Below are 23,656 nucleotides of genomic sequence, written 5' to 3'. Positions count from 1 at the left end.
TGCTGAGCGAGCGCTCAGCGCCTGCTCAACGAGTGCGACGGGAGCGGTTGATGGCGGAGATGATGGCCTTCAGCGCGCTGGTGGTGATGGACGAATCGATGCCCACGCCCCAGACGATCTGCGCGTCGTCGGCCTCGCCAACCTGGCATTCCACGTAGGAGGCTGCCATGGCGTTGGTGCCCACGGACATCGTATGCTCCACGTAGTCCATGATGGAGGCGTCCACGCCGAAGTTGGAGATGGCGTTGAGGAAGGCGGCGATCGGGCCGTTGCCCATGCCGGAGACCTCGCGCTCCACCGGCTCATCCACGCCCACGTTCACGCCGCGGTCGAGCAGACGGGCCTTGAGCACGGTGTCGGAACCGTCCTCGCCGGAGCTGATGGACACCTTGAGGAGCTTCAGGCGGCCCCACGGAGCCAGGGAGGCGTCGTGGGTGTCGCCGACCACCACGCCGGCGGCGGTCATGCCGGACTGCTCGACCGGCAGATACTCGTCCTTGAACAGACGCCAGATATCCTCGTCCTTGACCTCCTTCTTGGTGTCGTCCGCGTACTTCTGCACGATCTTGTCGAACTCCACCTGCAGGCGCTTCGGCAGGTCGAGGTTGTGGTTGGTCTTCAACAGGTAGGCCATGCCGCCCTTGCCGGACTGGGAGTTGACGCGGATGATGGCCTCGTAGGTGCGGCCGATATCCTTCGGGTCGATCGGCAGGTACGGGACCAGCCACACGAAGTTGTCGAGATCGGCACCGGCGCGCTCGGCGGCCACCTGACGGGCTTCGAGGCCCTTCTTGATGGCGTCCTGGTGGGAGCCGGAGAAGGCGGTGAACACGAAGTTGCCGGCATACGGGTGGCGTTCGGAAATCTTAATCTGGTTGCAGTACTCGACGGTCTTGCGGATTTCCGGCACGTTGGAGAGGTCGAGCTGCGGGTCGAGGCCCTGGGTGAGCATGTTGAGGCCCAACGTCACCAGGTCGACGTTGCCCGTGCGTTCGCCGTTGCCCAACAGGCAGCCTTCCACACGGTCGGCGCCGGCGAGCACGGCCAGCTCGGTGGCGGCCACGCCCATGCCCTCGTCGTTGTGCGGATGCAGGGAGAGCACCACGGCATCGCGATCGTCGAGGTGGGTGGAGACATATTCCACTTCATCGGCGAACACGTTCGGCGTGGTCATTTCCACGGTGGCCGGCAGGTTGATAATCATCGGATGCTCGGGGGTGGGCTTGATCACGCCGATCACGGCGTTGCACACCTCGACGGCGTACTCCGGCTCGGTGCCGGTGAAGGATTCCGGCGAGTACTCGTAGTACAGGTCGATGCCCTTGGCCTCGGATTCGAGGTCCTTGCACAGTTCGGCGGCATCGGTGGCGAGCTTCTTGATCTCTTCCTTGTTCTTGCGGAACACCACTTCGCGCTGCAGCACGGAGACAGAGTTGTAGAAGTGCACGATGGCACGCTTGGCGCCCTTCAAGGCCTCGTAGGTGCGGCGAATCAGGTGCTCGCGGCACTGGGTCAGCACCACGATGGTCACGTCATCCGGAATCAGCTCACGCTCGATGAGCATGCGGATGAAGTCGAAGTCGGTTTCGGAAGCGGATGGGAAGCCCACCTCGATCTCCTTGAATCCCATGGAGACCAGAAGATTCCAGAAGCGCAGCTTGCGCTCGGAATCCATCGGGTTCACGAGGGCCTGGTTACCGTCGCGAAGGTCGACCGAGCACCAGCGCGGCGCGCGCTGCAGTCGCTTACCCGGCCACGTGCGCTCCGGGTAATCAAACGGGACCTGCTTGTCGTACGCCACGTACTTGGTGTAGGGCATGCGGCTGGGCTTCTGCGGATCGCCGATGAATCGTGCCGGAGGCAGCAGCGGGTCATTATTCCCCCCATTGGACGCTGCGGCAACCGCTGCGAGATCAAAAACGGATGATTGATCCTGACCCATCGTTCCTCCTTTTCTTATGGTTACGCGAAGCCTGCTCTTCTGATTTGTCAAGAGCTTCGCGGATTTGTTAATGTGCACGAAACATCCTACAAGCCGGCTAGGGCAACATCCGGCAAAATCGCCGTATTGTGGCGGATTCTCCAGACTTGCATCGTTCCGGGGCGCAACAATGCCTGCATGCGCCATCACCATGGACATTCGGGAACATCCTTTGCTCCGTGGCAAGACTACAGTTGGGCTGCGAAGCAACGTTATCGCCGCAACCAATCCTCGATGTAAGTGCGATGTAAGGAAGCCACGCCCATGATTTGCCCCAAATGCCATGCCTCGAATGCTGCAGACAGTAAGTTCTGTGCCTCATGCGGTACCCAACTGGCCGCCGCACAACCCTCTGATCCAATGCTTGCGGACCCGATGCCAGGCGCAACGACAGAGGCCGTACAACCGCGGACGAACAAGCGCCTCATTATCATGCTCACGGCGGCGCTTGCCGCTCTTATCGTTGCCGGAGTCGCATTGTTCGTAACCTATCGCATGGAGGTATGGGGAGGCAAGACGCTCCCGGATGCCAGCTCAATCGCGCAGGAGGTCGCCGATGTATCAGGCAAGAAGAAGTCGGCGGTCAAGGCCAAAGATGTGACCGCAGCACTAGAGAAAAAGGGTCTTGCCACGAAGACCGCGCGAGTATTCTCAGGTAAGGAGGCAGGCGCTTTCCTCGGCTATCAAGGCGCGCAAGCCGGCGAACGCGTGAAAGCAGGACAGACAGTGGTGATCCGCGAATCCGCGGGTCCCGGCGTGCCCAAGAATACATTGGGCCAGCAGGCGCAAAAGGTAACGCAGACGTTGGCCGGCATGAACGTGCCCGTGCATTACAAGAAGGTCTATGTTGCCGACACCAAGAAGAATCCTGAAGGTTCCGTAGTGGCCACATCGCCGGAAGCCGGTCAGGCGGTCGCCAAAGACGCCAAGGATGCTGGCATTTACGTCGGCGTGGCCGCAAAGGCAGATGACAATGCGCTGCCACTTGACGTGATGGGCAAAAGCGTGGATGAAGTGAAATCCCAGCTGGAGTCCCAAGGGCATAATGTGACGGTGAAGAAGCATTTTTCCTCTCAGGCATATGTAGGTAAGGTTTCAGGCGCTTTACCGGAGCCTGGCTCTGAGCTGAGCGCCGGCGAGGATGTGGTGCTCTATCAAGGCATCGATGCCTCCCAGACCAAGGATGCGTTCACCGACCCCAATACAACAGGGTATTCGTTGGACAACATGACCGACGTTCCTCTTGCCGGCAGCACCAGCGCAGCCGACGGACGTTGGTGCACCAATGCAGGCGAATGCATCACTATCGACAATCAGCGTCTGGTGGAAGACGGCGCCACCAGCAATGGCGACGACAGTTCGTCCTTCGACAATCTGCTGATTGCCTGCGATTCCATCCAACAGCCATTCTGCGGCAGCTCCAAGGCCGACTACCTGGTGGAACAGAACTACGGCGCATTCGAGCTGATGCCATACGACAGCATGACGAGTTACTGGTCCGATGGTACGAAGTATTCTCTCAGTGCTGTAAGCGCTACGCCTCTACCAACCAGCGGCGAATACCGCATGCAGGATTTGTTCTTGGTGGTGCCCACAGGCTCCGATCTGAAGGGCCTGGAGAGCAAAGGATATTTTGATAAGGATGCCTTGACGGCCGCAGCCAAGAAGAAGACTGCGGATACGAGCCGCCCGTTTATCCTGCGGCGCGACCCTTCGCAATACAAGACCACCACAGCTCCATACGCTCCCGGAACAGCCAATCCGTTCGTACCGTTCGATGGATACAACGGCAGCGCATCCGATGTGGTCAAGATGAAGCCCGCCCCGAGCGACGAGAACGCCTACTATCTGGTGGAGTCCTCCGAACCGGACTGGCAGAATCTACCCGATGCCGATGTGGGCGCGGATGCGAATGCGTCAGGGTCCAAAGCCTCCGAAAAAACTGACTCTTCTTCTAAAGTCGATACTTCGCTATTCAAACAAGTAGCCAATCAATATCGGTTCTTCTCCACTGGCGAGGGCTCGCAATGGGTGGGCCTGACAGTCAAGGATGATGGCACTTTTACCGGTGAAGTCAACGAAGCAGATGCCAGTAGCAGCGGCCCGATGGCCACCGCGCCACGTGTCTCGTATCCGTTCCATGGCAAGTTCTCGTCCATTAAGGCGAACGAGGCCAATGGGTATGACATGGAATGCGATGCATCCTCATTCGGATGGGATGGCAACGAATACCAGTACACCGATAGCATCGGCATTATGCCGTGCGGCACATGGCACTGGTATCCGGCGAATACTCCGTTCCCTTCAATGGCATCAGGCACCGTTGCGCAAGAAGGATTGTCCATCAATTTCGCAACTGAGGCAGCGGGCGCATCGAGCTCCAATGTGCTGCTGTATGACGAGTCCGCCAAAGCATCGGCGTTTATCCCATATATCCAGCAGTAATGCGGCACATCGTCGCACTGATCAGCGTTTGCCGCTGATCAGTGAGCGCACCATCGCCAAAAAGCCGAGGCTCATCGCTCCGGCGAGCACGGCAAACACCTGTGGGCGGCGCAATTCGTTGCGCATGCTGACCGCTCCGGTCACGCAATGGTCTTCGAACCAGACGCGCACCTCGTTGCTGGAGTAGCGGCCCACCAAATCGCCCCAGGTGAGCATACGGGTCACGTATCCGGCCGGATCGCTTTCGTGGAATTCGAACAGGCGGATGCCGCGGTAGCGGGACTTGGGGCCGTAGCATTCGAAGCCGCATGTGGGCGCGTAGCCCAAGTCAAGGCCGTGCACATGGCCCACGAACGCGTTTTTGTGGTCATGGCCGCAGAACAGCGCGAAGTAGCCGCCTGCCGCGTTCATCGCGGCGATCTCACCCACGTTTTCGTCCGCGCAGCCGATGGCCTCGCCGAGCCTGGAGCCCGGACGGCAGACTTCGTGGTTCAGTCCATAGCAGTGGCCTTCGTGCGTGCGTGCGCCCTCCACAGCGTTCGGCGTCCAAGCGGGCACTTCCTTCAGGCAGTCGTAGAACTCCTGCGGCGGGATGTGCTGGAAGGCGATGGCCGGCACCGGTTTGCCGTCGCCATTGCGAGCGCCGAGTTCATCCTGCACCGAGCCCAGCCATTCGAGCGCTTCCGGCGTGGGGGTACCATAGCCATCGGAATCAGCCAGGTCGAGGCCGCGGGAATTGACCACATACGCGGGGTATTGCGCATCGTTTTCGCGCTCGCCGGCCGTATCAGCATCGGCTGCATAATCACCGGAGTTCACCATCATGACGGACATGGCCACGCGGCCGGAGCCATCAGAGGCTTCGATGGGCAGCGCGAACGTGCCGGGTTCGAGGCTGCCGGCCGGATTGAGACAGCCGGGGAATTCGCGGTAGATGTCATCCTGCTCATCGGCCAGGATGCCGCATTGGAAATCATGATTGCCGTAGGTGGCGGCGAACGGCACGCCGGCCTCGATAATCGGCCCCAGGAATCCGGCGAAGGTGCGGCGGACCTTGTCACGGGTCTGGTCCATCAGCTCGTCGAGGGCGGCCTGCGCTTCGGCGGGTGAGGCAGTTGGGCTATTGCGGCGTTTGATGCCACGCAGTCTGGCTTCGACTTCGGTGACCGCGCGCACGCGGGCGCCGGGCTCCTCGCCACGGCGGCGCAGGAACGTATCGATGTAGGCGGGGTCATAGCCGCGAATCTGGTCGCCGGTGAACACCACCAGATCGGGGTCGGCTTCGCGGACCGCCTCGCGAATGAGACGGATGGTGTCTGGTTGCACATCAGGGCCGTCTTGCACATCGGCCATTTGCAGCACGCGGAAGCTGCCGTCCGCACGGAATCGCAAGCTTGTCATGGTTCCTCAGTGTACGAGCGCGCAGTGGTTTGCGCCCGGCCATTCACAGGACCGGCACAGGGCGTTTCACTGCCGGAAACGCAAACGCTCACGCGCTCAGCGGAAGAGGCTCACGCCGCGGCGGGCGGCGCAGTAGGCATTGCCGAGCCAGGTGTGGCGGGAGTTCGGCCAGACGGCACCGAGACGAGGCGCATTCTGGCTCATCCAGATGCTTGGCACGCGGCCGTCAGCAGAGCGGGAGCCGAGCAGGTTGAAGCCGTTTTTGACCATCAGCCATTCCGGGTGCTGGGTCGCGATGGCCAGTCCTTCCTCGAGCGTGAGTGGCAGACGGTCGTCGGAATCCAACAGTTTGCGGGCTACATCCGGCTCGCGGTTGATGTAGCAGGTGCCGGTGTGCGGATCGACCACCAAGTAGAACGGGCCTTCGGGCGGCGTGAAACCGCTGATGGGCAGGAAGCTGGCGATATCGCGCGGCGGCATCGTGGTGAAGCCGGCCATGCGGTTGATGGAGGTTCGGGCGATCAGCGATTCCGGCGAAACCAGCTCGCGGGTAGGCACCAGAAGAATGTTCGAGCCCAAATCGGAATGCTCGAGCGCGCCGATAAGCGGGCGAGCCAGCGCGCGGAATGCGGCGGCGGACATATCCGCCACATCCGGGTAGCCAAGGGCCACGATACGATCAAGCTGTTTTTGCGCCTCTACTGATGCAATAGACATGCCTCCAGCCTAGCAACGTGGCGGCACAGGCGCTGCATGACGCTCAGGCGCGATCCGGCTGCCGTCATCATATGGGAAACCACGCGCTGAGGCGGCGCGTATTCCGTACAATATTGACCCGTATTCGACCGTGGTTGTGCGCGGCCGAGCGAATCGTGTTCCTTGGACCCAGAAGGTAATCATGTCCGAAAAATTGAAGGTCGGCATTCTTGGCGCCACCGGTATGGTGGGCCAGCGTTTCGTCACGTTGCTGGAGAATCACCCGTGGTTTGAGGTGGTCACGCTCGCCGCTTCCGCGCATAGCGCCGGCAAGACGTATGAGGAGGCCGTGGGCGACCGTTGGAAGATGGAGACGCCGATGCCCGAATACGCCAAGCACATGGTGGTCGTGGACGGCGATGACGCCGAAGCCGTGGCCGGCGGCGTGGATTTCATGTTCTCCGCGGTAAACATGCCGAAGGACCAGATTCGCGCGATCGAAGAGCGCTACGCCAAGACCGAAACCCCGGTGGTGTCCAACAACAGCGCACACCGCTGGACGCCGGACGTGCCGATGGTGGTGCCGGAGATCAACCCGGAGCACTTCGCGGTGATCGAGCACCAGCGCAAGCGCCTCGGCACCACGCGCGGCTTCATCGCCGTCAAGCCGAACTGCTCGATTCAGGCCTACACCCCGGCGTTGGCCGCATGGAAGGAATTTGAGCCGCATGAGGTGGTGGTGAGCACATATCAGGCCATTTCCGGCGCCGGCAAGACGTTCAAGGATTGGCCGGAAATGGTGGGCAACATCATTCCGTTCATCTCCGGCGAGGAAGCCAAGAGCGAGAAGGAACCACTCAAGGTGTTCGGCCATGTGGACGCCGAACGCGGCGAGATCGTGCCGTTCGACGGCCCGCTGAAGATCACCTCGCAGTGCATTCGCGTGCCTGTGCTCAACGGCCACACCGCCACCGTGTTCCTGAACTTCGGCAAGAAGGCCACCAAGGAAGAGCTCATCGATCGCTTGGTGAACTACACCTCCCAGGCCGCCGAGCTTGGTCTGCCGCACGCGCCGAAGCACTTCATCCAGTACCTCACCGAGGATGACCGCCCGCAGGTCAAGCTGGACGTGGATTACGAAGGCGGTATGGGCGTCTCCATCGGCCGTCTGCGTGAGGACTCCATCTTCGATTGGAAGTTCGTCGGCCTGGCGCACAACACCCTGCGCGGTGCCGCCGGCGGCGCTCTGGAATGCGCCGAGATGCTCAAGGCCTTGGGCTACATCACGAAGAAGTAGCGCTGCAGGGGCGCAACCTCGAGCCAATGCGAGATAGCCCGTTGCTTTTGCCGGATTATACGGTACGGCAGGGCTATCTCGCTTGCGAGGGGTAGATTTGCGGCCTCAGGAACATCTATCTGCTTTACGAGGGGTACTTCTAGAGCGAAACCGCAGGTAGAAACGGCATCCCCCCAACGCCATTACGCCATTTCGGGGCAGGTCTACTTGGGGATGTACCCCTTGTAAAGCAGATAGACCTCCGGAGCGGATCGAATCTACCCCTTGTAAAGAAGAAAGCCCTCCATATGGAGGGCTTTCTCATGCAATAACGCGAATGATGCAGCTCAGCGGCCAGTGCCGCCGTACACTACGGCTTCGATCTGCTTGGCGTCGAGGCCGTAGGCGGTGTGCAGCGCCTTGACGGCTTCGTTGAGCTGGTCGAGCGGCACCAGAGCGGCGATGCGGATCTCGGAAGTGGAGATCATCAGCACGTTGATGCCCTTGTCGCTCAAGGCGCGGAAGAACTTGGCGGCCAGGCCGGAGTGGGTCTTCATGCCGACACCCACCACGGCCACCTTGCCCACATTAGTGTTGATGTCGAAGGAGTGGTAGCCCAGCTCCTCCTGCTTGTCGAGCAGCGTATCCTGCACCTGCTTGACCGCAGCCTCCGGGACGGTGAAGGATATGTCGGCCGTGCCCACGGATGCGCCGGCCTGCACGATCATGTCCACGTTCACGCCGGCGGTGGCGAGCTCGGTGAACACCTTGGCGGCCATGCCCGGCTCGTTCGGCACGCCTCGCACGGTGGCGAGCGCTTCGGAACGGTCGTGGGCGATACCGGAAATCACCGGGGCTTCAGGGCCAAGGTCGGGGAACAGGTCGCCCATGGATTTCGCTTCTTCTTCAGTCATGTCTTACCTTGTCTTGTTGGAAGTTGTACGTTTTCTGATGTCTTGATTGCGCCGACCGCTTAGGCTACTTAGTCGATGTTCGGCAGCGTGCGCGGATCCACACCTTCCGGCACCACCAGCGTGCCCGGGCGATGCGAGAACGAGGAGCGCACATGCAGCGGCATATTGAATCGCTGGGCGTATTCCACGCAACGCAGCGCAAGCACCTTGGAGCCGCAGGACGCCATCTCGAGGATGGAATCGTAATCAATCACCGGAATGCGACGGGCGGCAGGCACGATGCGCGGATCAGCGGTGAAGATACCGTCCACATCGGTGTAGATCTCGCAGATATCAGCGCCGAGCGCCACGGCGAGCGCCACGGCGGAAGTGTCCGAACCGCCGCGACCGAGCGTGGTGGCGTCGCCCTTGGCGTTGATGCCCTGGAAGCCGGCCACAATGGCGATGTCCCCCAGCGAAAGCGCGTTCTTCACACGGTCCGGCTTGACGGCCTTGATATGCGCCGCACCGTAACGGGCGTCGGTGAAGAAACCGGCCTGCTGACCGGTGAACGAATGGGCGCGGCTACCTTCGGCGTGAATGGCCATGGCGAGCAGGCTCATGGAGATGCGTTCACCGGCAGTCATGAGCATATCCATCTCGCGCTCCGGCGGGTTGGAATCAATGCTCAAGGCCTGATCGATGAGGTCGTCGGTGGTATCACCCATGGCGGAGACCACCACGGCCACCTTGTTGCCCTTTTTCTCCGTCTCAACAACGCGCTTGGCCACACGCTTGATCGAATCGGTATCGGCGACCGACGAGCCGCCGTACTTCTGCACGATGAGAGCCACTGTTGTCCTTCATTCTTCTCTTCAGCTGCACTTCGAGCTACGGATACATTTGCGATGCCGCCGTTGCCCCACGTTTTGCGCTTTATTCTACGTAAGCGGCACGATTATAAGGAGCGCACGCTTTGCCATATGGCCGCACACCCATCATGCGGACGCATGGCGCAACGCAAACCAGGGGCAGTGCCGCAGGTAACCGCAAATATCTGGTACATAACATGAATGCTGCATGAATTCAATAAACCGGACCGTCTGGCACCTTACCGTTATTAGGCAATACGGCATAAAATGGTGGTACGCCGTGGAGGTTGCAATCGGCGCATCACCACCAGCAAGGAGGCCATGATGGCCGGCAAAAAAGATCACTCGTTCAACTACTGGGCAATGAATTACCGCGGCAAGTTTCGCCGCACCAAAAAACTGATGCCCCTCACTCTCGGATTGTGTGTTCTTCTGTTGATTCTTGGATTTCTCTCCGACGACATTGGCGGAATCCTGATTTGGATCGTCATCATCGTAGCAATCACGCTGGCGCAGTACTACTACAACAAGAAGAAGGCTGAGGAGGAAGAGGCGCAGGAAGCCGCTCAAAAGCAGGCAGCAGCGCGCGCCCAGGCTGCTCAGACGCAGTTTCAAACCGCTGCAGCACCAAGTGCGCCCGCCCCAGGCTACGCAGCTCCAAACGCCGCAACATACCCTGCGGCGTCCACCCAGCCGCAGGGCACGGTTCAGACACCCCGTCCATAACCGCTAAGCCGGCATGCTCCCATGGTTTTTTCAGGTGATTGCCCCGCGGTTTTGAGGCAAACGCATCGAGCCGCTCAGGTTCGGGCGCTTATATAAGAACTACCGGCAAGCAAAGCCCCGGAAGCAATCCGAAAGGATTGCAGCCGAAGCCCGGCAAGCCAGCGAGGCACACACCCTAACGGTCGCGCGAAAGTCCGCAACAATCGCACGGCTGCAGGGCAAGCCCCATAACCATAACTGAACCCCTTTCTTCTTCTCTCTCCTTCTCTCAAAGGGCCCGGCCGCAGCACCTCGCAGCCGGGCCCTTTTCGTGAGGATTCATCCGAATGCACCCTCACAGCGCGACTCGTAATAGATTTTGCACCGCATGAGTGAGCCAGCGTGCCACGCAACTGCGAAAAACTGGCTTTCTGCGGTCGTGTGACACTCAACCGCGGGATGGAACCGCAAAAACGACAATTCTGCAGTTCCATCCCACTCGTTATACGCGACTCTTGTGCCACCAAAATCACAAAACCGCGGAAACAAGCCATTCTTGAAAGCTAGGCTGCGACGGTGCCGATATGGCGAGTGGGACGCAAATGCAAAAACACTCAAAATGCAGTAGCGTGGCGCAAACCACCGGCCCCAATGCCGCATACTGCAGCAAGCCAGCGCCCCGGCGAGCAGGTCCTGCTATGAGGGAGGCGAAATGGAATTCGTCTCCCTCAGTAGCTCATTGCCACTTCATTAATTACGCATGGAGAGCGCGCTTAGTGGCACGGGACTTGATGTAGACCGTCACGCCGGCCCCTGCGAGGAGCGCGGCAATGACAAAGAACAGAGCAATGCCTGCAGCACCGGTCTTCGGCAACTCGGTAATGTTCTTGACGTTCTTCACCTTGTAATCAGTCTTATTGTTGCTATCCGAGGTCGGGCTATCGAGACTCGGAGCAAGGCCAAAGAGATCAGCGCCTTGGAACTTAGTGGCTTTGCCGCCCTTGATAGTGACCTTGAACTTCGCGGCAACAGTTGGGCTACCAGAGTTGACATGGCCGAGGAAGCCATCAGGCACATTAGTCTCGGTCACTTCATACACACCATCGGCAAGACCGTCGAAAGTAACCACACCGTCGGCATTAGAAGTTGCAACCTTATCCGCATCTGCCGGAACAGTAGGATTGTCATCCTTATCGTTGCTGGCGTCATCTTCAGCGGCGGTGATGGTGAACTCCGCGTCTTGCAGCGCGTTGCCCTGAGCATCAGTCTTGGTAAAAGCGAACTTACCAAGCGTGAGCTTGGTCTTATCTTCGGCCTTGGAGTTATTGTCGTTCACCTCAACAGTATTTGGCACCGAGTGGTTCGTCCTGGCATCCTCGTTAATAGTGGCCTTGTAAGTCACTTCAATGGCACGAGCAGTGTCAGCGAGAGGCTCAATAGTCTTCTTCGCGTTCACATACTTGCTGAAATCGATGATAAAAGCTTTGGATCCATTGCCATCGAACTTCTTGGCGGCCTGCTCCGTTTGTTCAACCTGTGCGTTGAACGTCAATTCATAGCCGGTTGGATTAGTTGTCGAATCGTATGCTTGAAGTTCTGTTCCACCAACCTTTACGGTAAAGTCCTTGCTCAAGTCAACGGTTTGGCCAGTGCCGGGCGTATCAGTAAGGGCGAACTTGTAGTTGTCAAAACCAGTGGTAACGGCCGGCAGCTCACTTGTAAGCGTGTAGGTGACGGCCTGGCCAGTAGAAACTGTCTTGTCATTATCGTTCACGGTCTTGGCGACTGGGGCAACATGGTTCTTCAGCGCAACGATGTTATCGCCATCGGCATTGTTCGTTGGATTGGTGGTGTCCTTGAGCGGATCGGTGATGGCACCATCCGCAACGGTACCGGAGGCAACCACAATCGGAGCGGACTGGGTAACAACTTTGCCGCCCTTGTCCCCGTTCTCGTCGCCCTGTTGAATGTTGCCATTCTGTCCTTCAGTAATTGTGGTGTCAGTGATAGCTGCGGTATCAAGGAACAGGTAAACACCAGCAGGCAGGGAAACCGTACGCTCGGCACCAGTGCCTGTAAGACTTGCCTCCTGCAGATGCGCTGTATCGCCAGTCACCGATGCGTTATTGCTTAACGACTGTGCAAACCTACGAGTCGATCCAACCCACGGCTTGGCCGTTTCCTTATCGAGAGCACCTTGCTGCAAAGCCCATGCCATGAGATCAGTTGCGGTATCAGCCGGTATGGTCAGCGCGGGGGTTACACCTTCGACGGCCTTGTCAAGAGCCGTCTTGATGGCTTCACGATTCGCGCCAGCCGCAGTCTGTACACCATACTGTGCAGCGGCAGCATCAGCGGAGTTGGCATCATACTGCACGTAATCGGCCAGCTTGTAGTACTTGATAGTGCGACCGGTCCACTGGCTCGCATCATCAGCGGTGAACTTAAACGTGGCATTGCTCGTCACCACGTTATTGCCGTCCACATCCACAGCGTTGGCCGTGGCGGCACCCATGGCCAGGCCACCGAAGAGCGTGGCTGCCGCTGCGATGCCGGCGAATAGCTTTCTCATCTTCATGAGAGAAACCCTTCTTTCTTGTTTTCCTTCTTTACTGTGTTTTGCTTTCGCGGAGAACGGCGATGGACCGAAATACACCCCATTCGGTTCGGTCTCCGCGATCCGCAAGTCTTGAATTGTGGGAGGCAATCTGCATTGGCAATGCTCTCCCTCCGACAGCTTTTGGCGGCACCTCCCTCATCAGAAGGAGGTATGAATTATGCAAGCCCCTTTCTCTTGCGATATTCATTGGTCAGAGCAAGCACTATCGCAGCGGACACAGCTGCAATGCCGCCGATCAGCAGCCAGCTGCGCGCGTCCATGCCGCCGGTGAACGGCAGCGCGACGACACTTCGCACATTGGTCAGCACGCATTCAGTGGCTGAACCAGCACGGGTTGGAACGGAGGCCGTAGCCGATGGAGCGAGGCAGACTGAGGCATCCTCCAACTCGGGTTGATTCCACAGGCCATGCAGAGTCATATGCGCATCGCCAGTATCGGTAACTGTGATAATCGCGTACGTATTGCTGGGATCAGGCAGCGTATAGCCATCCGGAGCCTGTGTCTCAGTCAACTTGTACTCCGTACCGCGCTCCAAGTTCTGGATGCCAAAGTGGCCCGCCTCAGGATTCTTATCCACATATGCCGTAGCGCTGTTGGACTTAGCCGAACATTCATTGGTGGTGCAATCAATGACTTCACGGGAATCCGAGATCTGCCCGTTCTCCCACTTGGAGATAGTCCACTTCGCGCCATTCAGCGCTTCATCGTGATTATGAGAAGCAACCTTCTCCCACGCGATCTCGGTAGGAATGTTGACTATCTCAGTATCAGACGTCGAAGTGCTCTGCCCGTTCTCCCACTTGGTGAGCGTTGCGGTCTTGCCGTCTTCAACGGTGAAGGTGTAATACGTGTCGGAATCAGGCGTGACGTATCCTCCCGGAACTGTGGATTCCACCAACTTGTAGGTTCCTAATGGAAGATCGGTTACCGTAAAGCGACCTACTCCTGGATTGATGTCGCAATATTGGGATTTGGATTGGGCATTCGCGGGGCATGTGCGATCGGCACTCTGATCCGCTGAAACGTAATCATCGATAATCACCGAGCCGAATGAGGCATCCATATCACTGGACGACGTATCCGTCTTGTACTTGGTCAGAGTCCAGCCACTGTCCGCCAGATAAGCCTGACTCGTAATGTTCGCGACAGCCTTATTGATCTTGCTCCAGCTCACGCCACCAGAGCGAATGGTGTTGCCAATGGCGGTATCGTCATTCTCAACTGGACCCACATTATCAGGAGCATCGTTCTGCTGGTAAAGACTGATCTTCGGCTCTTCCTTCTGAAGACCATCAGCTTCAGCCACAACCGTAAACGTGTACACATTGGTCGTCAGCTTGTAGTTATCCGGAGCCGCCTTTTCCGTAAGGTAATACTTGCCCGGCTTCAAATTATCGACACCGATTTTGCCTATTTCCGGATTGGTATCACGGGGACCGTTATCCGCGATCTCAACGGACAGCCATTGGGTGGTGCTGCCATCCGCGTTCTTCTCGGTAACGGTCTGCCAGCACGAAGCATCAGTCGCCTTGGCATTAGCCGTGCAATCCGCAGGGCGCAGACTCGGATTCATTGCGCCACCAGCCTCGGCGCCGGAAGTCGCGGTCTTCAGCGTCCATACCGAGCCCTTCAAGAACTTGGTTGTGTCATCGGCATCGACCTTGTCCCAGGATGCCGAATATGGAGAGGAGAAGGAAACCACACCGTTGCTGCCGAAAGCCCCTCCGGAAAGACGCGCAGCATTATTGGTGAAGCTCAATGCAGCATTAGCTTTTGCGGCGGCCGCGTTCTTCTGGCCATATGCCGTCAACCGAGCCTTCATCGCAATACCCGTGTAGAAAGTCAGCGTAGACGTTAGCGCGTCCCATGCACGGGTGTTATCGCCTAGTGACTTACCGGCCTTTTCCGGATTAGTTGGCTGAAGGGTTGCCGGAGCGGTCACCTTTAAATGATTGAGCGCAGTATCATCGGCGACGGAACCGTCATACCGCTGAGGATAGCCAACGCCGTTATATGTATCCGTGTCAGCATAGCGTTTCACCGAGTTCGACCGTGAATCAGACCCCCACCATGGGGCCTGATAATCATCGCTAAAACCATTCGTTGGCGAAGTCGGGGTGCCATCCCAATACCAGTCCACCGCGGACTCGGCTCGGTCCATAAACCAGCTGCTCAGCAACTGGAATTTAGTGGAGTTGAGATCCTTGCCCTTTGGATTCATCATGGCAAAATCATCGCCAGCCATGTGATTCTCATCGGCATTGATCGTGTTATATACGGCATTGGCATCGATGTTGTAGTTCACATCATTGCCGAACAACGCGATATTGCCGCCTTCGGAAGCAAGCGCGCTGCCCGATGGACACAGCCATAGACCTCCGCCGAAGTGGCCCGCCACATTCTCGGTGGCTACTGCTTTGCCCACATATGACACACTGTCTTCCTCGGTGTAAATGGCACCGCCAAGGTAACCGGACGTATTGTTCTTGTATTCGCCGCCCATGAAGTAGCCCTTGGATTTGCCGTTTTGCAAGAAGATCGCACCGCCGGCACCGCCAACAGGCAGCACACCAGCTTTGGGATCGTTGTTCATGTACTGGGTGTTATCGTCACCAACGCCGACCGCAGTCCAATTGCCATCGAATAACGGCTTCTTGGAGCTGTCATTCATATCATTGAGAATCCACAGCTCGCCTTTGACATAGATTGCGCCGCCACCGGACATAAAGGCGGCAGCGTTGGCATGATTGCCAAGGAATTTCACATCGCCCTGGATGGTCACGGTGCCGGCATCAGCATGAATCGCGCCGCCACCGGCGTTTGTGTGGGAACGACATCCGCTTTTATCATCCCGCCCTGGCGTATCGCCGGTATTCGTACGGGTGCAGTCTGCATATTCCTGCTTATTGTCGGTAAATGTGCCACCCGTAATCATGGCAGTAGCAGTGTCGGTGGTCTGACCGATAGCGCCACCTCCAACACCTGTGGAGACATTCTCGGTAAATTTACCGTCATTGATGACCAATGCGCCATTATTGAAAATGACTCCGCCACGGTTGCCGGTCGTGTTTTCAGCGAACGAGCCGTCGTTAATGAATGGTAACCGTACCCGCCGCATCAGCCTGCATGATCACGCCAGCGGACTGAGTAGTTCCGTTATGTTCAAACGTGCCGTCATTAACGGTGGCATTGCCTTGGGCAATGTAAATCACACCACCACGTTCTGCTGCATTATAGGAAAAAGTACCATTATTGATGATTACGGAACCACCATTGTTGTAAGCGAGAGTTCCCTGAGTACGGCCCGTGTTGTTCTGAGTGTCGATGCCGGAAAAAGTGCCGTTGTTTACAGTCAGAACGCCGCCTTTGTTGAGGTAGGCGAACCAACGCGTACCGTTGTTGTAGGAAAAAGCCGCATCGGCGGCATCTTTGCCGATGACAAGATCGCCGCCATTGTCAATCACGAAGAAAGCATCACCTACACTTGCCGCAGCGTCATTGGTCATCGCTGGATCGACATTATTCCGAGCGGTTAGAATAACTTTCTTGGAAACTGCAATCGGTCCGTCATTGGAAGGGACACTGATGGTTTTGCCGATAACAATCACATCACCATCAGTGGCATTCTCCACACAGGACTTGAGTGCGGCCCAATCGGCTACGTTGGCACAGTCGGGGTCGGCCGCAGGGGTGGCGGCATCGGCTGGCTTGGAAGCATCAGACTTGTTTGATTGGTCAAGCTGCTCGGTGTTGCCGGACTGCGTTTGATCGGATTGCAGCTGAGCACCCTGCACGGACTGAGTCTGCGCGGCAGAAGAATCATCACCGGTTTCGGTGATTCCTTGTGCAGTGTTTTCCGCCATTGCCGGCGTGGAGCAGACGAATAACATGGCCGTCGCAAGCACAATGGCGCAAATCGCCCATACCATTGTCTTCACGCGTTCGCCTATGCGCTTATCGTTGAACATAGCTTCCCGTTCTGTCCCTTGATCTCCCCTAAACAACTGTTTTCCCATCGAATATTTGGCATCATCGCCTATTGCAGCAACCCGTCATTCGATAGCCTCTCTATTCGTTTTTATTACCCCCTTACGTACCCCTTTGTCAAACGTTTTAGGGGGTATAAACGATTTGCGCATATAGCCGTAAGACTATTGAAAACACAGGAATCCTGTGAATTTGGTTATCGATTTGCATCACCAAAGCAACATCCCTGTTATCAAATTGTTATAATTGACAATTTGTCGATAATTTGTCAATTCATTTGCCATATGCAGAAACCCACTTCGGGGGAATAATCAAGACAATTTCGGGGGTATTCATCAATCCGCCACAAGTTGAAGGGCTTGTGATTCGACTCTGCCACAGAGTAACGTGGCGTGCGAAAGGCATAGCCAACAAGCACTTAGCGCATGGCAGACGTAGAGCCCATGCACACACGGCATACGGCAACGATGGGGAGGCACTGCGGATGATATTGCGACGCAGTCATGCAGTGAAAAAGCCAAGCCGCAACGTATCGGCGCATACCGATACCAACGAATCCAGTGAAGCCTCGACTTCCAGCACTGCCGGCTTCACCCCCACCCCGTTCGCCGCGGCCATCGATATCTCCGACCTTATGGCGGAGCGCCGGCGACTGAAGCGCAATCTCATCGCGATGCGACTGCTCACCATCGTGCTGCTGATTGCCGCCGTCTCCGTGGCCTGCTTCCCACTGGCACTGCAGTTCCAATCAGGCTTGGAACTGGCGAAAACCGCGGCAACCAGTGCGCAGAATGTGGCGAATTGGCCTTATCCTCAGGCTGATGACGCATTGAAAGCCGCTCGCGCGTACAACAAGAAGCTCGCCGAATCCGGTCAGCCCGTGCTGGGCGAGGCCGTAGACCCGTTCTCAGGTGCGCAAGGCGGCTCGCAGGCGAGCGGCGAAGATTCCGCATCCACGAAAGACAAGGAATACCAGAGCCTGCTCAACGCCGGCGGCGAGGTGATGGGCACCATCAAAGTGCCGAAGCAATCGATTGATCTGCCGATTTACCATGGCACTTCCGAAGAGGCACTGGCTTCCGGTGCCGGCCACTTGTATGGCACTTCGCTGCCGGTGGGCGGCGCTTCCACGCACTCGGTAATCACCGGTCACCGTGGTCTGGTGGAGGCCATGATGTTCACGCGTCTCGATGAGGTGAAGGAGGGCGACTTCTTCTACATCGAAGTGATGGGCGAAACGTTGGGCTACAAGGTGGACCGCATTTCCGTGATCCTGCCGAATGATACCTCGCAACTCAAGATCGTGCCCGGCGAAGATCGCGTAACGCTGATGACCTGCACCCCCTACGGGGTTAATACGCATCGACTGCTGATTTCCGGGCATCGCGTGGCTATTCCGGTGCCTGCACCCGAGCCAAATGATGTGCACGATGCGCGCAATATCGCGATTGCGGTGGGCGTGGGCCTGCTGGCGCTGGGGTGGTTCTTCATTGGGCTGGCGCGGCGGCATCAAGTGGCGTTCGTGATGCGCCACGGTGCATGGTGGCCGTATCAGAAGCGCCGCGGCATGCACGCCAACAATACGCTCGAGCCGCTTATATAAGCGGTCATCTCAGGCTTCGCGACGGCCTGCCAAGGCTCGGCCCAGGGTGACTTCGTCGGCGTATTCGAGGTCGGAGCCGACCGGGAGACCGCTGGCGAGGCGCGTGATTTTTACGCCCACCGGGTGCAACAACTGGGTGAGATAGCTCGTGGTGGCCTCGCCCTCGATGTTCGGGTCGAGCGCCATGATGATCTCTTTGACCTCCTTGGTTTCCAGACGCTTCAACAGCCCCGGAATCTTAAGATCCGCGGGACCTACATTGGCCATAGGGTTGATTGCGCCGCCCAGCACATGGTAGAGGCCGTGGTATTCGCGCGTGCGTTCGATGCTCATCACGTCCTTGGGCTCCTCCACCACGCAGATGATGGAGTGGTCACGTCTTGGGTCGGCGCACACCGGGCATGGGCTGGTTTCACACACGTTGCCGCAGATATCGCAAAAACGCACTTTATCTTTGACTTCTTCGATAGCTGCGGCCAGTTCGCGGGCTTCCTCCTCCGGCGCGGACAGCAGGTAGAAGGCGATGCGCTGCGCGCCCTTCGGCCCGATGCCAGGCAGGTTGGCGAACGCATCAATCAGACGTTGGATGGCGCCATCGTAGGCAAGTGCCATAGTATGTGCTCCTTATTGCTATTCACCTTAGTCGCCAAGATGCTTCTTGGCGGGTTGAATGTTCTTGGGGTTCTTGGGATCATCTGCCGTGAACTCCTTCACATCCTTGACCTCAAACATCTTCTTCAGGTCATCCATGCTCATTGCCCGAGAGTCTCCGAGCGACTGGTCGCTCATTGAGTACTCGTCCTCATCCGGGTCCACTTGCGGCGCTTGTTGCGGCTGCACGGACTGAGGCTGCATAGTGTCCGACTGCTGAGCCTGCGGCTGATTCCACGGGTCAGGCTCAGGCGCATATGCATCTTGCGCTTGCTCCCAGCCACTAGGCCCCGCAGGTTGTTGAGGTTGCGGCTGATTCCACGGGTCATCATTCGCGGTCGGGGCGGGCCGAGGCAAAGCCGACTGCTGCTGGGACGGAGTCTGATTCCACGGGTCATTCTCCGCGGTGGACGCCGGGCTCGGCTGATTCCACGGATCCAGGTCCGACTCCGGTGCATCGCTCTGCATGGAAGCCGGTTGAGACGGATTTGGACCGACTGATCGCACGGCAGGCTGCTGAGTGGGCTGAGCCCATGGGTCTACGCCATCACTAATATCCGGCACTGCCACATGCTTCTTATGATGTTCTTCGTGCGAGGACGGCACTGCGTCTGGCACTGACGCAGCAGCTTCATATGCAGCCGGCACAGGTTTGGCCCAAGGGTCATCCTCCGGGAGCGGTGCAGCAGCGGCAGCTCGATGGCTGTCGTCGGAGTCTTCGGACGCCGTGTTTGCGGCCGGTGCTTTCTGTTCCTTAGACTCACTGCCCGCATGCGCGGCAGTCAGCCCGGAGCCGAGGCTCGCTGCGGCAAGGCCGGCTTTGGCCAGAGCGATCTGTTGCTTGACCTTGGCCAGTTGCTCAGGGCTCATGCGCTTGATGGACTCAACGCGTTCGCCATTAACGGCAACGGCGGTAGGCGCAATAACGGTTGACGGCCCGAACTCGTTGCGCACGGCATCCTGCACCACGATTGCAGCCTTCTTGCCATCAGAATCCATGGCAAGGGCAAACGCATGTTGGCTGAGCGATTGATCGAAAGTCAGCGAGAGGCACGGCAGACCCTTGCGATTGGTGCCGAATTTCACGGTCGGCACCTTGGCACGAGTCACATACTCACGAATCGCTTCCGGCAGTTTGGCCACGGCCGCATCCCACTTCTCATCCACAGAGCGAGTGTCGTTTGCAGGCGCATGAGAAACTGGCGCAGCCTGGGTTGCTGGCTGAGGCTGAGCGGCAGTCGCCGTTGGCTGCTGTGATTGATTGCGTGCGGCATCGGCAAAACCACTCTGCGGCGCGCTATGGGACGCGCCGGCGAATCCACCGCGGCCCGCATTCTGCGCGGGCGCATTATTCGCCGTATTGCGGGAAGCTCCCACGAATCCACCGGATGCGGCATGATGCTGCACACCAGAACCGGCAGCAGTACCTGCTGCCGGCGCATTGGCAGGGGCTCCAGCGTCGGGCGCTGCGGAAGCGGTAAGCGCGAAACCGGATTCCACCCCGGCGAGCAGGCGGGCGGCCAACAGTTCGAGTCTCATGCGCGGCGAAATGGCACCGGTCATCGAGCTCAATGTGGCGTTGATGATGTCTGCCATGGCAGTGAGCGGCCCTAAGCCCAGCGCTGCAGCTTGGCGATGCAGGTCGCTCATATCTTCGGCTTCAGCCGTGTCAGACAGCACCGCTTCGGCTGAATCGCCAGCCAGAATAAGCACAAGAAGGTCACGTACACGGGCCAGAAGGTCTTCCACGAATCGACGTGGATCGAAACCTCCCACTACAACCTTTTGAATCACACCATACAGAGCTTCACCATTACGGTCTATTACAGCATCGATGGCCTCACCAATCAGGGCTTCGGGTGTGAAACCGAGGAGGGCCACGGCCGCATCATGGGTGATGACGCCTTCCACCGAGCCGACCATCAGCTGGTCAAGCACGGAAAGGGTGTCTCGCATGGAGCCGCCGCCCGCACGCATGGCCAGCTTCAAGACGCCCGGTTCCGGCTTGATGCCCTCCTTGGCGCAGATCTTTTCCAGATACGGGCCCATGACCTCCTGCGGCACCAGGCGGAACGGGTAATGATGGGTCCGGGAACGAATGGTGCCGATCACCTTGTCCGGCTCGGTGGTGGCGAAGATGAACATCACATGTTCCGGCGGCTCCTCGACGATTTTGAGCAACGCGTTGAAGCCCTGCTGCGTGACCATATGAGCCTCATCGAGGATGAAAATCTTGTAGCGGTCGCGCGCCGGAGCGAAACCGGCACGTTCGCGCAGCTCACGGGCATCATCCACACCGTTATGGCTGGCGGCGTCGATCTCCACCACGTCGATGGAACCAGGACCGCCCGTAGCCAGGTCCTTGCAGCTCTCGCATTCGCCGCAGGGATGCGAAGTGGGGCCTTTTGCGCAATTGACGCAACGCGCGAGAATACGGGCGGAACTGGTTTTGCCACAGCCTCGCGGACCGGAGAACAGGTAGGCGTGCGTGAGCTTGCCCTCGTCAAGGGCCCGCATCAGCGGAACGGTAACCTGATCCTGCCCAATCACACCTTCGAAGGTGTCCGGACGATAGCGTCGATACAGTGCAAGTGCCATAGTCACTAACCTACCTTGCCCTCAATAATTTGCGCGCGAATCGGCGGACAATCGTACACGCATACAGGTATTAACATAGTGTCAATAACGGTTGTCAGCAGGAGGTACTCATGGGTGAGAACTTCGAGGAGCGGCGCATCACCCGCGGCGACGCGCGGCGCGAAGCCATTGTGCGAGCCGCACGCAAAATCTGCCTGGAAAAAGGATTCTCCAAAATCACCGTTTCCGACATCGCCGGAGAAGTGGGCATGACGCGCTCCTTGTTCTACCATTATTTTCCCGATAAAGACGCCATGGCCGACGCCGTGCTCGACGATGTGATCGACGAGATCCTCAACCGGCTCGATCAGTGGAACCACGCCCGCGAAGTCGGTAATGTGAATAAGGCCATGGATGACATGGTGCATCTGATTCGTTCACTCATCGCCGACGAAAGCCCGTTCTCGAACCGTATGATCCAGGACGGCAACGCCGGGTTGTATATCCGGTTCATCGACCGAGCCGCGGATCGCATCGCCGACTATATCGCCCAGACCACCGTGCGTGACTTCGAACAGCTACATGGTCTGCCGATCACCAACGTGCACGAGACGTTCTTCACCCTGATCGTGGGGCTGATCTCGCTGGTTCGTTCACACCCGGCGATCGCCGATTCGACCATCAAGCAGGTTATGGCGCAAACGCTGCATATCGAGGGATATATAGCGTAGCTGCTTTCATCTCAAATCAGGCGAAAGCGCCGGTAACGGGGTCACGGCCGTCTCTGGCTATGGCTTCGGCGACACGCTCTTTGGAATCGATTTCATGTGCGGCCACGGCCGGCGGTACGAGCACGCGGAGCGCGCGATCCTCCGCCACCACGCGTACCGGCAAATGGCCCACATATTCGCCGTCAGCCATGAGAATCGGAGGTTCATCTCCTTCCTGGGCACGCGTGATTTCGATTTCCCGCACACGCTTCCAACCGAATACGTTGGAGGCGAGCAATCTACCGTTGTAAGCGTTGGGAATCGCCACTGCGCACTCATGGAAGTTCGGCACATGATCCATCCATACCAAGTCAAGCAGACCGTCGGAGAAGCATGAATATGGCGAGACTTCAATGCCACCGCCGATATGCCTCGAGTTCGCAACCGTGAGCAACGGAGAGACGATGTCCCGCTCCTCTATAGAGCCATCGGCCAACGTAGCTTTGACGTGGTAGCCGTACCGCTTCATATGCGTAAGCTCAACCAGTACTGCCGCGAAATACCGCAGACTGCCGTTGGGCAGATGCGAGTGATTCGCGCGGTCGTTGATGCTGGCATCGATGCCGCAGGACAGCATGCCGGCATAGTACCGATCAATGGGATGCATCTGGACAGCCGATTCACCCGCCGGTGTCTCATATTCGCTGCCGGTGGAGGGGTCCACCGAGTATCCGCCTTCCAGTGAGGTCACCCTGCCCATGTCCACATCGATATGCGAGCCGCGCACGATGGCGCCTACGATGCCTTCCACCGCGGTCTCGATACGATTGACTGGCAGTTTGAGCCCTCGCGCGAAATCATTGCCCGAACCCATGGCCACAATGCCGAGCGGTTTGCCGCTGCAGCCCACCGCATTGGCACCAAGTGCGATCATGCCGTCGCCGCCGACCACTACCAAGTAGTCGTATTCGTGCGCTCGTTCGCGAGCCCGGTTCAAGGAGTCGTTGAAACTCGTTCCGGTAAGATCGAGCACATCGAAATCATGAATGGTACCGGCTTCACGCAGCAGACTGAGCACCTGTGCGTCGACTTTGGCGCCACGGCCTTTATCGGACGTGGGATTGCCCACCAGTCCCACGACTGTGCGGCATTTGCTGCGTTCACTCTCGGTCATGCATTTCACCATAGCCAAAGGCAGCGAAAGAGCGCTAGAGGCACATGGCATGTTCTTGCCGCAA

General features: G+C 58.2%; 17 protein-coding genes and 1 pseudogene. 7 read left to right on the top strand and 11 right to left on the bottom strand.

Annotated features, from left to right (window positions below; genetic code table 11):
• Positions 1-25 precede the first annotated feature (25 nt).
• Positions 26-1,942 (bottom strand): 2-isopropylmalate synthase, encoded by a 1,917-nt coding sequence (gene leuA / locus F7D08_RS03175; RefSeq protein ID WP_152209239.1) that lies wholly within the window; start codon positions 1,940-1,942, stop codon positions 26-28.
• Between the two features lie 303 nt (positions 1,943-2,245).
• On the opposite strand from leuA, the pseudogene F7D08_RS09945 reads away from it, so the two are divergent.
• Positions 2,246-2,311, top strand: a pseudogene (locus F7D08_RS09945) (zinc-ribbon domain-containing protein); the annotation flags it as partial.
• Positions 2,312-2,413: 102 nt separating this feature from the next.
• The gene (locus tag F7D08_RS03170; RefSeq protein WP_193316183.1) at positions 2,414-4,426 is read left to right on the top strand and encodes a PASTA domain-containing protein; all 2,013 of its coding nucleotides are present in this window, start codon (positions 2,414-2,416) and stop codon (positions 4,424-4,426) included.
• 21 nt (positions 4,427-4,447) lie between these two features.
• On the opposite strand, the gene F7D08_RS03165 is transcribed toward F7D08_RS03170, so the two are convergent.
• Both F7D08_RS03165 and F7D08_RS03160 read right to left on the bottom strand, forming a co-directional pair.
• The gene (locus F7D08_RS03165; protein WP_193316173.1) at positions 4,448-5,827 is read right to left on the bottom strand and encodes a metallophosphoesterase family protein; all 1,380 of its coding nucleotides are present in this window, start codon (positions 5,825-5,827) and stop codon (positions 4,448-4,450) included.
• 96 nt (positions 5,828-5,923) lie between these two features.
• Positions 5,924-6,544 (bottom strand): DUF5701 family protein, encoded by a 621-nt coding sequence (locus tag F7D08_RS03160; protein ID WP_100493280.1) that lies wholly within the window; start codon positions 6,542-6,544, stop codon positions 5,924-5,926.
• Positions 6,545-6,725: 181 nt separating this feature from the next.
• Between F7D08_RS03160 and asd the strand changes: the two genes are divergently transcribed.
• Complete coding sequence (asd, locus tag F7D08_RS03155; protein WP_152209237.1) at positions 6,726-7,820, top strand: aspartate-semialdehyde dehydrogenase; 1,095 nt, start codon at positions 6,726-6,728, stop codon at positions 7,818-7,820.
• Positions 7,821-8,146: 326 nt separating this feature from the next.
• Here the strand turns inward: asd and F7D08_RS03150 are convergent, their stop codons facing one another.
• Positions 8,147-8,713: an ACT domain-containing protein gene (locus tag F7D08_RS03150; protein ID WP_152209236.1), complete on the bottom strand. Its 567-nt coding sequence runs from the start codon at positions 8,711-8,713 to the stop codon at positions 8,147-8,149.
• A 68-nt stretch (positions 8,714-8,781) separates the two neighbouring features.
• Positions 8,782-9,546 (bottom strand): aspartate kinase, encoded by a 765-nt coding sequence (locus F7D08_RS03145; protein ID WP_152209235.1) that lies wholly within the window; start codon positions 9,544-9,546, stop codon positions 8,782-8,784.
• A gap of 339 nt (positions 9,547-9,885) precedes the next feature.
• On the opposite strand from F7D08_RS03145, the gene F7D08_RS03140 reads away from it, so the two are divergent.
• Entirely contained in the window at positions 9,886-10,290 is a 405-nt protein-coding gene (locus F7D08_RS03140; RefSeq protein WP_152209234.1) for a hypothetical protein, read from the top strand.
• 733 nt (positions 10,291-11,023) lie between these two features.
• Here F7D08_RS03140 and F7D08_RS03135 read toward each other — a convergent pair.
• Together F7D08_RS03135 and F7D08_RS03130 are read right to left on the bottom strand one after the other, a co-directional pair.
• Positions 11,024-12,847: an isopeptide-forming domain-containing fimbrial protein gene (locus F7D08_RS03135; RefSeq protein ID WP_152209233.1), complete on the bottom strand. Its 1,824-nt coding sequence runs from the start codon at positions 12,845-12,847 to the stop codon at positions 11,024-11,026.
• A 197-nt stretch (positions 12,848-13,044) separates the two neighbouring features.
• Complete coding sequence (locus F7D08_RS03130) at positions 13,045-15,654, bottom strand: prealbumin-like fold domain-containing protein (RefSeq protein ID WP_193316172.1); 2,610 nt, start codon at positions 15,652-15,654, stop codon at positions 13,045-13,047.
• On the opposite strand from F7D08_RS03130, the gene F7D08_RS03125 reads away from it, so the two are divergent.
• Complete coding sequence (locus F7D08_RS03125) at positions 15,634-15,993, top strand: hypothetical protein (protein WP_152209231.1); 360 nt, start codon at positions 15,634-15,636, stop codon at positions 15,991-15,993. The two genes, F7D08_RS03130 and F7D08_RS03125, sit on opposite strands and share 21 nt — an antisense overlap.
• Here the strand turns inward: F7D08_RS03125 and F7D08_RS03120 are convergent.
• Complete coding sequence (locus F7D08_RS03120; protein WP_152209230.1) at positions 15,980-16,858, bottom strand: hypothetical protein; 879 nt, start codon at positions 16,856-16,858, stop codon at positions 15,980-15,982. The two genes, F7D08_RS03125 and F7D08_RS03120, sit on opposite strands and share 14 nt — an antisense overlap.
• Positions 16,859-17,361: 503 nt before the next feature.
• Here F7D08_RS03120 and F7D08_RS03115 point away from each other — a divergent pair.
• On the top strand, positions 17,362-18,480 hold the full coding sequence (locus F7D08_RS03115; protein WP_152209229.1) for a class C sortase: 1,119 nt from the start codon (positions 17,362-17,364) through the stop codon (positions 18,478-18,480).
• Between the two features lie 9 nt (positions 18,481-18,489).
• Here F7D08_RS03115 and recR read toward each other — a convergent pair whose 3' ends face one another.
• Both recR and F7D08_RS03105 read right to left on the bottom strand, forming a co-directional pair.
• A complete protein-coding gene (recR, locus tag F7D08_RS03110; protein WP_152209228.1) occupies positions 18,490-19,092 on the bottom strand; it encodes a recombination mediator RecR in 603 nt (200 codons plus the stop codon).
• Between the two features lie 27 nt (positions 19,093-19,119).
• Positions 19,120-21,729, bottom strand: coding sequence for a DNA polymerase III subunit gamma and tau (locus F7D08_RS03105; protein ID WP_152209227.1), 2,610 nt, complete (start codon positions 21,727-21,729; stop codon positions 19,120-19,122).
• A gap of 110 nt (positions 21,730-21,839) precedes the next feature.
• Here F7D08_RS03105 and F7D08_RS03100 point away from each other — a divergent pair, with 110 nt between their 5' ends.
• Positions 21,840-22,439: a TetR/AcrR family transcriptional regulator gene (locus tag F7D08_RS03100; RefSeq protein WP_152209226.1), complete on the top strand. Its 600-nt coding sequence runs from the start codon at positions 21,840-21,842 to the stop codon at positions 22,437-22,439.
• Positions 22,440-22,455: 16 nt separating this feature from the next.
• Here F7D08_RS03100 and F7D08_RS03095 read toward each other — a convergent pair whose 3' ends face one another.
• Positions 22,456-23,592 (bottom strand): diacylglycerol/lipid kinase family protein, encoded by a 1,137-nt coding sequence (locus tag F7D08_RS03095; protein ID WP_152209225.1) that lies wholly within the window; start codon positions 23,590-23,592, stop codon positions 22,456-22,458.
• Positions 23,593-23,656: the final 64 nt, after the last annotated feature.

Source organism: Bifidobacterium cebidarum, assembly GCF_009193305.1.
Taxonomy (GTDB): domain Bacteria; phylum Actinomycetota; class Actinomycetes; order Actinomycetales; family Bifidobacteriaceae; genus Bifidobacterium; species Bifidobacterium cebidarum.
This window is presented reverse-complemented; position numbering and strand designations above follow the sequence as displayed.